The organism is Streptomyces sp. NRRL WC-3626 (assembly GCF_000718785.1).
Lineage (GTDB): Bacteria > Actinomycetota > Actinomycetes > Streptomycetales > Streptomycetaceae > Streptomyces > Streptomyces edwardsiae.
The window spans coordinates 85,961-99,001 of record NZ_JOCA01000004.1; the positions used below are offsets into that span (position 1 = coordinate 85,961).

At 72.5% G+C, this 13,041-nt stretch carries 9 protein-coding genes; 5 read left to right on the forward strand and 4 right to left on the reverse strand.

Going from position 1 to position 13,041, the window contains the following annotated elements; all coding sequences use genetic code 11:
* Window positions 1-74 precede the first annotated feature (74 nt).
* Window positions 75-479: a nitroreductase/quinone reductase family protein gene (locus IF28_RS0108110; RefSeq protein ID WP_030216061.1), complete on the reverse strand. Its 405-nt coding sequence runs from the start codon at window positions 477-479 to the stop codon at window positions 75-77.
* Between the two features lie 236 nt (window positions 480-715).
* Between IF28_RS0108110 and IF28_RS0108115 the strand changes: the two genes are divergently transcribed.
* From IF28_RS0108115 to IF28_RS0108125, 3 genes are all read left to right on the forward strand, one after another.
* Window positions 716-1,576 carry an LLM class F420-dependent oxidoreductase gene (locus IF28_RS0108115; protein ID WP_030216063.1) on the forward strand — a complete coding sequence of 287 codons (861 nt, stop codon included), beginning with the start codon at window positions 716-718 and terminating at the stop codon, window positions 1,574-1,576.
* A 46-nt stretch (window positions 1,577-1,622) separates the two neighbouring features.
* Complete coding sequence (locus tag IF28_RS0108120; RefSeq protein WP_030216065.1) at window positions 1,623-4,211, forward strand: bifunctional FO biosynthesis protein CofGH; 2,589 nt, start codon at window positions 1,623-1,625, stop codon at window positions 4,209-4,211.
* A 105-nt stretch (window positions 4,212-4,316) separates the two neighbouring features.
* Entirely contained in the window at window positions 4,317-4,889 is a 573-nt protein-coding gene (locus IF28_RS0108125) for a L,D-transpeptidase (protein WP_030216067.1), read from the forward strand.
* Between the two features lie 7 nt (window positions 4,890-4,896).
* Here the strand turns inward: IF28_RS0108125 and IF28_RS0108130 are convergent, their stop codons facing one another.
* The gene (locus IF28_RS0108130; RefSeq protein WP_030216069.1) at window positions 4,897-5,409 is read right to left on the reverse strand and encodes a DUF2165 domain-containing protein; all 513 of its coding nucleotides are present in this window, start codon (window positions 5,407-5,409) and stop codon (window positions 4,897-4,899) included.
* A gap of 86 nt (window positions 5,410-5,495) precedes the next feature.
* Here IF28_RS0108130 and IF28_RS0108135 point away from each other — a divergent pair, with 86 nt between their 5' ends.
* Together IF28_RS0108135 and IF28_RS0108140 are read left to right on the forward strand one after the other, a co-directional pair.
* Window positions 5,496-8,012, forward strand: a complete 2,517-nt coding sequence (locus IF28_RS0108135; protein WP_234325027.1) for a tetratricopeptide repeat protein — start codon at window positions 5,496-5,498, stop codon at window positions 8,010-8,012.
* A 140-nt stretch (window positions 8,013-8,152) separates the two neighbouring features.
* Window positions 8,153-9,274: an ADP-ribosylglycohydrolase family protein gene (locus IF28_RS0108140; RefSeq protein WP_030216073.1), complete on the forward strand. Its 1,122-nt coding sequence runs from the start codon at window positions 8,153-8,155 to the stop codon at window positions 9,272-9,274.
* Window positions 9,275-9,386: 112 nt separating this feature from the next.
* On the opposite strand, the gene IF28_RS0108145 is transcribed toward IF28_RS0108140, so the two are convergent.
* Both IF28_RS0108145 and IF28_RS0108150 read right to left on the reverse strand, forming a co-directional pair.
* Window positions 9,387-10,934 (reverse strand): sodium:solute symporter family protein, encoded by a 1,548-nt coding sequence (locus IF28_RS0108145; RefSeq protein WP_030216075.1) that lies wholly within the window; start codon window positions 10,932-10,934, stop codon window positions 9,387-9,389.
* A gap of 202 nt (window positions 10,935-11,136) precedes the next feature.
* Window positions 11,137-13,002, reverse strand: a complete 1,866-nt coding sequence (locus IF28_RS0108150) for an MFS transporter (protein WP_030216076.1) — start codon at window positions 13,000-13,002, stop codon at window positions 11,137-11,139.
* Window positions 13,003-13,041 lie beyond the last annotated feature (39 nt).

Below are 13,041 nucleotides of genomic sequence, written 5' to 3' on the forward strand. Positions count from 1 at the left end.
AGATGCGTCAGCCGTGGGAGACGGCGATCACACGGGGAGCGGCCGGCCATCACCGAGCCCACACACGTTCGTCCTCAGTCGTCCAGATCGACCCGTACCGTCAGCAGCCCGGCCCCGAAGGCGCGTACGGCGACGCTGTTGAAGCGGGGCAGGGTACGCAGCCGTGCCACCGGGTCGTCGTCGGGGAGCAGTCGGGCGGTGCCGGTGTGCCAGCGGCCCCGGACGCGCACCCGCACCCGGGGGTCCGCCTTGATGTTGCGGATGTACTGCGACCGTTCGCCGAACTCCGACACCAGCCAGAACGAGCCACCGGCTCGCCGCCCGCCCACCGGGGTGCGGCGGGGCAGGCCGGAGACCCGGCCGGTGGTCTCCAGCAGGGTCTGGAAGGGCAGCCGGCGCAGGACGGGATTCCCGATGCGGCGCTGAAAGGCCGTGGCCGCCCGGTACTTGCGTTCGGCGCGAGAGGTCCGAGGTGTCATCGTGCGTCGAGCCTACCGGCGGCCGAGGAGGACCGGGTCGGTGAAACCGGCCAGGGCTCCGGGCATCGGCGCGGCGGAGGTCTCGTGCCGGTATCGGGGAGTGAAACCCCCCGGAAGGCGAGGGGATCGGGAGATTTCAGGGCCCGCGCGACCGGCTGATGCCGACCGGTCGGTATGGACAGGCCGGGTCGGCGCGGGTATTGATGGGGACGTCGTCCGCGTACGAAAGGCCGCTCATGCGCATCGCCGTCACGATCTTCCTCACCGACGAGACGATCACCCCGGTCCGGCTCGCCCGGGAGCTGGAGCAGCGCGGGTTCGCCGGGCTGTATCTGCCGGAGCACACGCACATCCCCGTCGACCGGACCACCCCGTACCCGGCGGGCGGGGAGCTGCCGCGCGAGTACGGCAGGACGCTGGACCCCTTCGTCGCGCTCGGCCAGGCCGCCGCCGTCACCGAGCGGCTGGGGCTCGGCACGGGCATCACGCTCGTCGCGCAGCACGACCCGATCGATCTTGCCAAGCAGGCCGCGACCCTGGACCACCTCTCCGGGGGCCGGCTCACGCTCGGCCTCGGCTACGGCTGGAACGTGGAGGAGGCCGCCGACCACGGCGTCGAGTGGCGCACCCGGCGCGAGCTGGTGCGGGACCGGATGGCGCTGATGCGGGCGCTGTGGTCGGAGGAACCGACGGCGTACGAGGGGAAGTTCGGGAGCGTACGGGCCAGCCTCGCGTACCCGAAGCCGGTGCGGAAGCCGCGCGGGCCGGTGGCCGGACCGCGCACCCTGGTCGGCGGGGCGGCGGGACCGAAGCTGTTCGCGCACATCTGCGAGTACGCCGACGGCTGGCTGCCGATCGGCGGGCGCGGGCTCACGGAGGCGCTGCCCGTGCTGCGGGCGGCCTGGGCCGACGCGGGCCGCGAGCCCGGCGCCCTCCAGGTCGTGCCGTACGCCGTGCGTCCCAGCGCGGGCAAGCTGGCGCACTTCGCGGAGCTGGGCGTCGAGGAGGTCGTGGTGCAGCTGCCGCCGGAGGGGGAGGCGGGGGTGCTGCGCGCGCTGGACGAGGTGCAGCCGTTCGTGGTGGCACAGGGGGCCTGATGCGGACGCCCGAGGGCTCTGATCACCGCGAACGTATGCTCAAAGAATGACGACTTCCGTGACCACCGGAACCGGCGGCCCCACCGAGAACGCGCTGCGGCGCGCGCTCCGACGCGCCCGGGACGGCGTCTCCCTGGACGTCTCCGAGGCGGCGGTCCTCCTCCAGGCGCGCGGCGCGCACCTGGAGGACCTCTCCGCGACGGCCGGCCGGGTGCGGGACGCGGGGCTCGAGGCGGCGGGGCGGCCCGGTGTCATCACGTACTCGAAGAGCGTCTTCATCCCGCTGACCCGGCTGTGCCGGGACAAGTGCCACTACTGCACGTTCGTCACCGTGCCCGGCAAGCTGCGCCGGGCCGGGCACGGGATGTTCATGTCGCCGGACGAGGTGCTGGACATCGCCCGCAAGGGCGCCGCCGCCGGCTGCAAGGAAGCCCTCATCACCCTCGGCGACAAGCCCGAGGACCGCTGGCCCGAGGCACGCGAGTGGCTCGACGCGCACGGCTACGACGACACGATCGCCTACGTACGGGCCGTCTCCATCCGGATCCTGGAGGAGACGGGACTCCTCCCGCACCTCAACCCGGGCGTCATGACGTGGACGGACTTCCAGCGGCTCAAGCCCGTCGCCCCGTCCATGGGCATGATGCTGGAGACCACGGCGACCCGTCTGTGGTCCGAGCCCGGCGGCCCGCACCACGGCTCCCCGGACAAGGAACCGGCCGTACGGCTGCGGGTGCTGGAGGACGCGGGCCGCTCCTCGGTCCCCTTCACCTCCGGGATCCTCATCGGGATCGGCGAGACGTACGAGGAGCGGGCCCAGTCCCTGTTCGCGCTGCGCAAGACGGCCCGCGCGCACCACGGCATCCAGGAACTGATCATCCAGAACTTCCGCGCCAAGCCGGACACCGCGATGCGCGGCATGCCGGACGCGGAGCTGGACGAACTCGTCGCCACGGTCGCCGTCGCCCGGCTGGTCCTCGGCCCCTCCGCCTGCCTCCAGGCACCGCCGAACCTGGTCGACTCCGAGTACGGGCGGCTGATCGCGGCCGGCATCGACGACTGGGGCGGGGTCTCCCCGCTCACCATCGACCACGTCAACCCGGAACGGCCCTGGCCGCGGATCGAGGAACTGGCCGCCCACTCGGAGGCCGCCGGCTTCACCCTGCGGGAACGTCTCTGCGTCTACCCGGAGTTCGTACGGCGCGGCGAGCCCTGGCTGGACCCGCGGCTGCGCCCGCACGTGGCCGCGCTCGCCGACCCGGAGACGGGTCTCGCCCGCCCCGGAGCGCTTCCGGAGGGGCTGCCGTGGCAGGAGCCGGACGAGGCGTTCACCGCGAGCGGCCGCACCGATCTGCACCGCACCATCGACACCGAGGGCCGTACGGCCGACCGCCGCGACGACTTCGACGAGGTGTACGGCGACTGGGACGCCCTGCGGGAGGCCGCCGCCCCCGGCATGGTGCCGGAGCGCATCGACACCGACGTACGCGAGGCGCTGCGCACGGCCGCCGACGACCCGGTGAAGCTCACCGACGCCGAGGCGCTGGCGCTGCTGCACGCGGACGGGCCCGCGCTGGACGCGCTGTGCCGGGTGGCGGACGACGTGCGCAAGTCCGCGGTCGGTGACGAGGTGACGTACATCGTCACCCGCAACATCAACTTCACCAACGTCTGCTACACCGGCTGCCGCTTCTGCGCCTTCGCCCAGCGCCGTACGGACGCGGACGCGTACACGCTCTCCCTCGACCAGGTCGCCGACCGGGCCGCGCAGGCGTGGGACGTGGGCGCGGTCGAGGTCTGCATGCAGGGCGGCATCCACCCCGACCTGCCGGGCACGGCGTACTTCGACATCGCGCGGGCGGTGAAGGAACGCGTCCCCGGCATGCATGTGCACGCCTTCTCCCCGATGGAGGTCGTCAACGGGGCGAGCCGCACCGGCCTGTCGATCCGCGAGTGGCTCACGGCGGCGAAGGAGGCCGGCCTCGACTCCATCCCCGGCACGGCGGCCGAGATCCTCGACGACGAGGTCCGCTGGATCCTCACCAAGGGCAAACTGCCGGCGGCGACCTGGATCGAGGTGATCGAGACGGCCCACGAACTGGGCCTGCGCTCCTCGTCCACCATGATGTACGGCCATGTCGACCAGCCCCGTCACTGGCTCGGCCATCTGCGCACCCTCGCCGGGATCCAGCGGCGCACGGGCGGCTTCACGGAGTTCGTGACGCTCCCCTTCATCCACACCAACGCCCCGGTCTACCTCGCCGGGATCGCCCGCCCCGGCCCCACGTCGCGGGACAACCGCGCGGTGACGGCGATGGCCCGCCTCCTCCTCCACCCGTACATCCCCAACATCCAGACGAGCTGGGTGAAACTCGGTTCGCAGGGGGCGGCGGAGATGCTCCGCTCCGGGGCCAACGACCTCGGCGGCACGCTCATGGAGGAGACGATCTCCCGGATGGCGGGTTCCTCCTACGGCTCCTACAAGTCGGTCAAGGACCTGATCGCGGTGGCGGAGGCCGCCGGACGCCCCGCCAGGCCCCGTACGACCCTGTACGGCGAGGTCCCGGAGGAGCGCCGCCGGGCGGCCCGGGCCTCGGACGGGCACCTGCCGGAGCTGCTGCCGGTACTGGACTGAATCGGGCGGGGGGCACCACCGGCGCGGCAGTAGGATGATCCGAACCGCGTTCGATCGGGTGCCGTGGCCTTCGGTCGGGACCTGTAGCTGAGGAGATGCGTACCGGTGCCTGCCCGTCTTCCTTCGTGGGCCTGGGTGACCGGGCTGACCACGGCGGCGATCGCCGCGGTCGTGGTCCTGGCCGTCCAGGCGGACCAGGGGACGAAACCCACCGCCGCCACGACCCCGCCCGGTGCCTCCGCGCCGGCGGACGCGAAGCCGTCCGCCAAGCCGCCGGAGACGGAGAAGAAGCCGGTGGCCGTACCCGCCGACTCGGGCACGGGCCGCCGGATCGTCTACTCCCTCGGCGACAAGCGGGTCTGGCTGGTGGACGACAGCGACGCCGCCCGCCGCTCCTTCGCGGTCTGGCCGGGCACGGTCTCCCCGGACCCCGGCACGTACACGATCGGCAACCGCACCGAGGCCACCACCGGCAGCGACGGCGTCCCGGTCGAGCACATCATGTACTTCGCCCAGAAGTCCGGCGTCTGGGTCGCCTTCTCCAACGCGGTCGACGGCACCTCTCCCGCCCCCGCCGCCCCGGACACACAGACGGGCGGCATACGCGTGGGCAAGCCCGACGGCCGCGCCCTGTGGACCTTCGGCTCAGCGGGCACGACGGTCCGGGTCGTCGAGTAGCGGCCGGTCAGGAGGGATCCGCCCGGCCGGCCGGTGTCACCGGCAGGTGGTTGATCAGGAGGACCACTCCGCTGAGGACGAAGACGCGGAGGGCCGCGTCCAGGCCGTTCCAGTTCTCCGACTGCCACATCGCGAACCATTCGCCGCCGATCGCCATGAAGCCGGCGCCGAACAGGAGCATGACCATCAGCAGGCCGTAGGTGGAGACGCGGCGGGCGTGCGCGTGGTGGGGGCGGGTCCAGAGCCAGGTGCCGTAGATCAGGAGCAGGGCGGAGGCGGTCTCCCAGATGATGATCAGCACGTACGCGGTGTCCTGCAAGGCCTCGTTCGTGATCGCGCGCCACATCAGGTCGTCGTCCTTGAACGTGGTGTCCATCGCGAGGACATGGCGTACGAAGTCCTGGTTCGTCCCGAAGTCCGTGATGTTGCCGAAGGCGACCAGCGCCATGTAGAGGGCGACCGAGGCGGTGAGCAGCGTGGCGGTGAGGGGCAGTGCGCCGCGTGTGGTTGTGGTGGGCATGGCGGTTCCATTCCCCGTACGACGGCCCCTACCCGGGGGAGTTGGGCCAGAATGAGGGCGTCGGGACTCGGTGAGGGGACGTACGCGTGGCGCAGGCACGGCTGTCGATGCAGCAGATCGTCCAGGCGCGCCGGCGCGCCGGACTGGTGGCCCGCAGTGCCGAACGCGAGGTGTTCCGGGGCAACTTCGACCTTCCGCCCGAGGACGACCGGCACCGGTTCCTGTTCCATGTGCACGGCGACGCGGGCGTCGGGAAGACCTTCCTGGTCCGGGAGTTCGAGCAGTTGGCGCGTGAGCGGGGCGCGTTGACGGCGTACGTCGACGAGAGCGCGGACGGGGTGCCGGAGGTGCTGGCCGCGATCTGCCGTCAGGCCGCCGATCAGGGCGTGCGTTTCAAGGAGTTGGAGAAGCTGCTGCTCGCCCACCGCGAGCGGCGGCACGAGGCGGAACTGGCCGCGCTCGCCGCGCTCGACCCGGAGCCGGAGGGCGGGCCCTCGGCCGGCGGCCTGGCGCTCGCGCGGGCCGGGTTGGCCGGGCTGGGGCTGATCCCGGGCGTCGGCGTGTTCACCACCGCCGTCGACCCCGCCCAGCTCGCCCAGGGAGCCGACCGGTTGCGGGCCGGCCTCGGCGCACGCTTCCGCAGCCACGAGGACGTGCGGCTCGTCGTCTCCCCGGAGAGCGTCCTCACCCCGGCGCTGACGGAGGAGCTCGCGGGTGCCGCCTCCTCCGTGCCGTGGATCGTCCTGTTCTTCGACACGTACGAGCGCACCGGCCCGTTCCTCGACCGCTGGCTGCACGACCTCATGACGACCGACCGCTACGGCGCCCTGCCCGCCAACGTCGTGGTCGTGACCGCCGGCCAGCACCCCTTCGACACCGCCGTGTGGGGCGGCCTCTCCGACCTCGTGACCGTCGTACCGCTCGCCCCCTTCACCGACGCGGAGGCACGCGGTCTGCTCGCCGACCGGGGCGTCACCGCCGAGCCGGTCGTCACCGAGGTCCTGCGGCTCACCGGCGGCCTCCCGGTCCTGCTCTCCACCCTCGCCGGCACCCGGCCCACCGCACCCGACGAGATCCCCGACCCGAGCGCGACGGCGCTGGACCGGTTCCTGAAGTGGGAGCGGGACCCCGCACGCCGGGCCGCCGCCGTCTGGGGCGCGCTGCCGCGCTGGCTGGACGCGGACGTGTTCCACGCGGCCGCCGACTGCCCGGAGGACCAGCGCGACGAACTGTACGACTGGCTGGGCGGACTGGCGTTCACCGACGGGCGCGCGGCGCGACTGCGCTACCACGACGTCGTCCGCGCCCCGATGCTGCGCTGGCAGCGCACCCGATCACCGCGCGGCTGGGCCGAACGGCATCTGCGGCTGGCCCGGACGTTCCGGCGCTGGCGTGAGGAGAGCGAGGGCGGCCGGGACTCCGGTGAGCTGTGGGCCGACCAGGAGTGGCGGGAACTGCGGCTGGCCGAGTCGTACCACCTGCTGTGCGCCCGTGACACAGGGGCGCCGGGGACGGTGATCCGGGACCTGGCGGAGGCGTGCGAGCAGGGCGGGCCCGTGGCCGAGCGGTGGGTGCGGCTGCTCGGGGACGCGGGCCGGGACGCGGACTGGGCGATGGTGACCGGCTGGTGGCGGGAGCTGTCCGAGGCGCTCGCGCAGGGCGGCCCGGGAGCCGTACTGGACCGGATGCTGGACCAGGTGCCCGTGCCGTCCGCCGGCCACCGGGCACCGGGTGGCCTCACGTCCAGGCTCCGCCCCGGGCCGCGGGCGGTCAGCCACGACGACGCCGATCTGCTGGGGAGCCCGTGGCCGGGGGCCGTCACGGGTGTGGACCAGGGCGCCCACCCGGTCACGGCGGACGAGCGGGTCGCCCTCGAGGAGCCGCCGGTCCCGGTGACCGGCGACATCGGCCTCGGCGCCGTGCTCTCCCCCTCGCTCGCGGCCCGGCTGCACCGGGACCGGGCCGTCCTCGCCGCCACCCGCGGCGACTACCGGGCCGCCGTCACCCACCTGCGGCAGGCGATCCGCCTGGCTCCCCGCAATGCCGGCTTCCGCGCCCTGAGCGGCGAGTACCACCGCGTCCTCGGGCTGCACTCGGCGGCGATCCGGGACCTGCGCGAGGCCGTCACGCTCGCCCCCGGACACGCCTACGCCTGGGCCTCCCTCGGCGCCACCCGCCTCGCCCTCGGCGCCCCCGCCGCCGCGCTCATCGCCCTCGACCGCGCCCTGGAACTCGACCCCGACTACGGCTGGGCCCTCATCCGCCGCGCCCGCGTCTGGCGGGAACTCGGCGAGGCCGGACGCCGGCTCGCCGACCTGGACCGGGCTGTCGCCCTCCAGCCCGACTCGCCCTGGGCGCACTGCGAACGCGGCGACGCGCTCCGTGCCGCCGGACGCGACGAGGAGGCACTCGGCGCCTACGACCTCGCCCTCGCCCTCGACCCCGGGTACCGGTCGGCGTACGCGAGCCGGGGCGTGTCCCGCTTCAACCTCGGCCGCCCCGCCGACGCCCTGTCCGACCTGGACCGCGCCCTGGAACTCGACCCCTCCTACACCTGGGCACGCACCCAGCGGGACATCGTCGTACGGCACCACGACGGCTGAAATCCCACCGACCGGTTCTTTTCGGTCACCCGGTTCACATTCCTTACACTCCGCGTACCGAATCACCCCCTGAACCGACCGTCCCCGTTCGATTACAGTGCTGGGCGTCGTACGTGCGGACGGTGTGCCGGGAGGTCGTGGTGAGCGGTGGCGCCGGGGCCGTGTGGGGGCGCGGCGAGCAGCAGGACTTCCGCAGCCGGGTGCGCGGAACGCTGCTCGGGGTCGCCCTGGGGGACGCGCTGGGCGCGCCCGTCGACACCCTGACGACCGCCGCGATACGGGAGGCGCACGGCCGGGAGGGCCTCACCGAGCTCGCCCCCGCCTACGGCCGGCGCGGCGCCGTCACCCACCACACCCAGCTCACCCTCTTCACCGTGGACGGTCTGATCCGCGCCCAGGTACGGCGCGACACCGGCGCCTGGCATCCGCCGACCGATCTGCACCGGGCGTATCTGCGCTGGGCCGCCACCCAGCGGGACTGGCGACCGGACGAGCGGCGCAAGGACGACGGCTGGCTGGCCCGCGAGGAGTGGCTGTACGCCCGCCGGGAGCCCGTCCGCACCCTCCTGCTCGGGCTCGGCGACGACACCATGGGGACGCCTTCGGCGCCCAAGAACCCCGGTGAGGCCGGGCCGGAGGCCACCGCCCGGTCCGCGCCGTTCGGGCTGCTCGTCGGCTGGGAGCCGCAGCTCGTCGTCCAGCTCGCCGTGGAGTGCGCGGCGCAGACGCACGGGCATCCGGTGGCGTACGTGGCGGCGGGCGCGTACGCGGTGATCGTGCACACCCTGGCGCGGGGCGAGACCCTGGACACGGCGGTGCAGCGGGCGCTCGCGCTGCTGGCCTCACGGCCGGGGCACCAGCCGGTGTCGGACGCGCTGCAGCGTGCGCTGGGGGCGGTACGGCAGGGGATGCCGACGCCGGAACGGGTCACGGAGCTGGTCGGGAACGCGACGGCGGAGGGGGTGCTCGCCGCCGCCGTGTACTGCGCGCTGGTGGGGGAGGACGTGCGGCAGGGGTTGTGTCTGGCGGTGAACCACGACGGGCCGAGTGCGGTGACGGGGGCGTTGACCGGCGGGCTGCTGGGGGCGTTGCACGGGGAGACGGCTCTGCCTCCGGGGTGGCTGGCGGAGCTGGAGGGCCGGCCGACGGTGCTGGAGCTGGCCGACGACTTCGCGATGGAGATGACGCAGGGCGCCGCGCTGCACGGCCCCGCGGGGGCGTCGGCGGCGTGGCTGGCACGGTATCCGCGGGGTGGCGCGTGAGCCGTCCCACGCCGGAGGGGCCAGAACCAGCCCCTCCGGCGTTTGAGGAGCGGGGGTCCGGGGGCAGCGCCCCCGGGGGACGGGAACGGGAAGGGGCGGCGGGGGCGAAGAACTACCCCTGATCCCCCACCGGCGCCGACGAAGGAACCGCCGCCGCGGCCGAATCGTCGTCCGTGTTCACCCGCTCGATGATCGCCATCCGCTCCGGTGTGTCCTCCGGCTTCACATACCCGATCACCACGTACAGCATCAACGACACCGCCAGCGGAATGGACACCTGGTACTCCAGCGGCACCCCGCCGTCCACCGCCCAGTTGATCGGGTAGTTCACCAGCCAGAAGGCCAGCAGCCCCAGCCCCCAGCTCGTCAGCGCCGCCGTGGGCCCGGAGCGGCGGAACGGCCGCAGCAGCCCCAGCATCATCGGGATGGCGATCGGCCCCATCAGCCCGGCCACCCACTTGATGACGACCGTGATGATGTCCTTGAAGGCCGGCGAGTTGACCTGCGTGGCCACCGCCATGGACAGGCCGAGGAAGACCACCGTCGTCACGCGCGCCGCGATCAGCCCCGACCGGTCGCCCCACAGCCGCGCCTTCTGCGACAGCACCGGCGCCACATCACGGGTGAAGACGGCCGCGATGGCGTTGGCGTCGGAGGAGCACATGGCCATCGTGTGGGAGAAGAAGCCGACGATGACGAGCCCCAGCAGACCGTGCGGCAGCAGCTGCTCGGTCATCAGGGCGTAGGAGTCGGAGCCGTCCGGCTTCTGGGACTCCACCAGCAGGGGTGACATCCACATCGGGAAGAACAGGATCACCGGCCAGACCAGCCACAGCACCGCCGACAGCCGTGCCGAGCGCTCCGCCTCGCGGGCGTTGGGGGTGGCCATGTAGCGCTGGGCCTGGTTGAGCATGCCGCCGTTGTACTCGAACAGCTTGATGAACAGGAACGCCAGCAGGAAGATCGTGCCGTACGGCCCGACCAGCGGCTCCCCGTGTCCCTGGAGTTCGGGCTCGTCCCAGGCGCCGAAGAAGCCGCCGTGGTCGCCGAGTTCGGCCACCACCGCGACGAACATCGCGATACCGGCCAGCAGTTGGATGATGAACTGGCCCAGCTCGGTCAGCGCGTCGGCCCACAGGCCGCCGATGGTGCAGTAGATCGCCGTGACGACACCGGTGATGAGGATGCCCTGGTTGAGGGAGACGCCGGTGAACACCGACAGCAGGGTGGCGATGGCCGCCCACTTCGCGCCCACGTCCACGATCTTCAGCAGCATGCCGGACCAGGCCAGCGCCTGCTGCGTCTTCAGGTCGTAGCGGTTCTTCAGGTACTCCAGCGGTGAGGCCACATGGAGCCGGGAGCGCAGCCGGTTGATCCGCGGGGCGAACAGCTTCGACCCGATGGCGATGCCGAAGGCGATGGGGAACGACCAGGTGACGAAGGACGTCACGCCGTAGGTGTAGGCGATGCCGGCGTAGCCGGTGAACATCACCGCGCTGTACCCCGACATGTGGTGGGAGATGCCGGAGAGCCACCAGGGCATCTTGCCGCCGGCCGTGAAGAAGTCGCTGACGTTGTCCACCCGCTTGTGCGACCAGACACCGATGCCGACCATCACGGCGAAGTAGCCGATGAGCACCGCCCAGTCGAGACCGTTCATGGCCCCCCTTCCAGGGTCCGCCTTGTGAACTCCACTCAGCTGGTTGGCACTTCGCCTGAGCGGGGTAGGGACGAGGAAGTCCGCGAAGTGCCCGCTCATCGTGGGGGCGGTGGCGTGATCATGACAAGAAAGCGGAAGGTCAAGGGGAAGTAAAGATGTTCGGCTAGCTGACCTCCGTTCATCGACATGAACGGAGGCGGGGTCAGCGCAGCTCGTCGGGGCAGGGAGTGCCCCGCTCCCCCCACTTGTACGGAGCCGCCAGGCGGTATGTCCCCGGCTCGGGCGCGAGCAGCGTCGTCCAGGTGTCGCCGTCCGTGTCCTCCTCCGTCTCCAGCAGACAGCCGTGGACGTTCTCGTACGTCTTCGGCTCGCCCTCCGGCCGGTCCTCGGACTCCTGCGTCTCCCGCGGAGGATCCAGCGGTTTGCCGTCGGCGTCGACGAGGCCCAGCCACGGCGAGTACGGGACCCGGATCAGGATCCGGCCCGCCTTCTCCACCCGCAGCGTCCACTCGCCCTGCTCGGCCCGCTCCACGACCGTGTTCGGCTCCGCCAGCGGCGTCGGGTCCTTCACCGCGAAGAGCTGCCAGTTGGCGTCGCCCCAGATCTGCTCCAGATACGGCAGCCCGCGCTGCACCAGCTCCCGCTCCCGCTGGCCGCCGTCACCGTCCGGCTCGTCCTTCGGCAGCACCACGAAGTGCACGCCCCAGCGCTTCAGCCACTCGTTGTAGTTCGCCGAGTTGAGGGTGTCGTCGTAGAAGAGCGGGTTGCGCTGCATGTCGGCCTGCCGGTTCCAGCCCCGGGCGAGGTTGACGTACGGGGCGAGGGCGGAGGCCTCACGGTGCGAGGCGGCGGGGACGACCTCCACCCGGCCCCGCTCGGCGCCGACCCCCTGGAGCTCGTTCACCAGCGGCGCCAGCTCGCGCGCCCAGGACGCGCGGGGCGTGGTGTGCACGACGTCGTCGACCGACTTGAAGCCGATCCACACGGTGAAGCCGACGATCGCGACGACGACCGCGTACCACTTGCGGGACTTCGGCACGGTGAACGGCAGCGCCGCCACCAGCGCCACCCCGCCGAACAGCATCGACAGCCGGGTCATGTTCGACCCGATCTGCGAGCTGATCAGCCAGACCAGCACGATCCCCAGCCCGTACACGGCGGACGTGATCCGTACGGTCTTCCAGTCCGCGGGGACCAGGACGTACACCAGGATCGAGTACAGCAGCGGCAGGATCACCGAGCCGATGCCCATCGGCTGGGTCCCCGAGAACGGGAAGAGCCACGCCGAGACCGCCACCACGGCGGTGGGCGCGAGGCCCAGCGCCCACGCGCCCGGCCGCCGCTTCTGCAGGAACAGCGCCACCGCGATCAGGCCCACGAACAGACCGGCGACCGGCGAGGCCATGGTGGCGAGCGCCGCCAGCGGGGCCGCGCACAGGGCCTTCGCCCAGCGCTTGTAGCGCCAGCGGTAGGGCCAGCAGAAGACGACGGCGACCGCGCCGAGCGCGAACATCGTGCCGAGTCCGTACGTCACCCGGCCCGAGGCCGCGTTGCACAGCAGCGCGAAGACGCCCGCGAGGGCCGCCCACAGGGGGTTGCGCACCGACCGGCTGCGCATCAGCACCAGGGTCAGCAGGCCCGCCGACACGGTGCCCGCGATCATCATCGTGGTCCGCACCCCGAGGACCGACATCAGATACGGCGACACCACGCTGTACGACACCGGGTGCATACCGCCGTACCAGGCGAGGTTGTACGCGGAGTCCGGGTGCCGGCCGACGAACTCGGCCCACGCGTCCTGCGCGGCGAGATCGCCGCCACTGTTCGCGAACGTGAAGAACCAGACGATGTGGAGGACACCGGAGAGCGCGGTCACGGACAGCACCGGGTGCCGCAGCATGCGGGCGCGGACGGCGAGGACGGCGGTCATGAGGCGGCCGGAAGCGCGGTCAGCGGCCTCGGGCGGCCGCGGTGTCCCGGACCGCCCGCTCGCGGGCGGCGGTATTCGCGGGCCGGAGCCCGGGTCCGGTTCGGCGTCGTCGGCGCGTGTCGGCTCCGCTGTGGCCACCTGAAGGCACTCCCCGTATCCCGTCTGCTTGCCCGTTTC

Coding starts and splice junctions, on each gene's coding strand:
- IF28_RS0108110 (WP_030216061.1), bottom strand. CDS start 479: ATGACACCTCGGACCTCTCGCGCCGAACGCAAGTACCGGGCGGCCACG.
- IF28_RS0108115 (WP_030216063.1), top strand. CDS start 716: ATGCGCATCGCCGTCACGATCTTCCTCACCGACGAGACGATCACCCCG.
- IF28_RS0108120 (WP_030216065.1), top strand. CDS start 1,623: ATGACGACTTCCGTGACCACCGGAACCGGCGGCCCCACCGAGAACGCG.
- IF28_RS0108130 (WP_030216069.1), bottom strand. CDS start 5,409: ATGCCCACCACAACCACACGCGGCGCACTGCCCCTCACCGCCACGCTG.
- IF28_RS0108145 (WP_030216075.1), bottom strand. CDS start 10,934: ATGAACGGTCTCGACTGGGCGGTGCTCATCGGCTACTTCGCCGTGATG.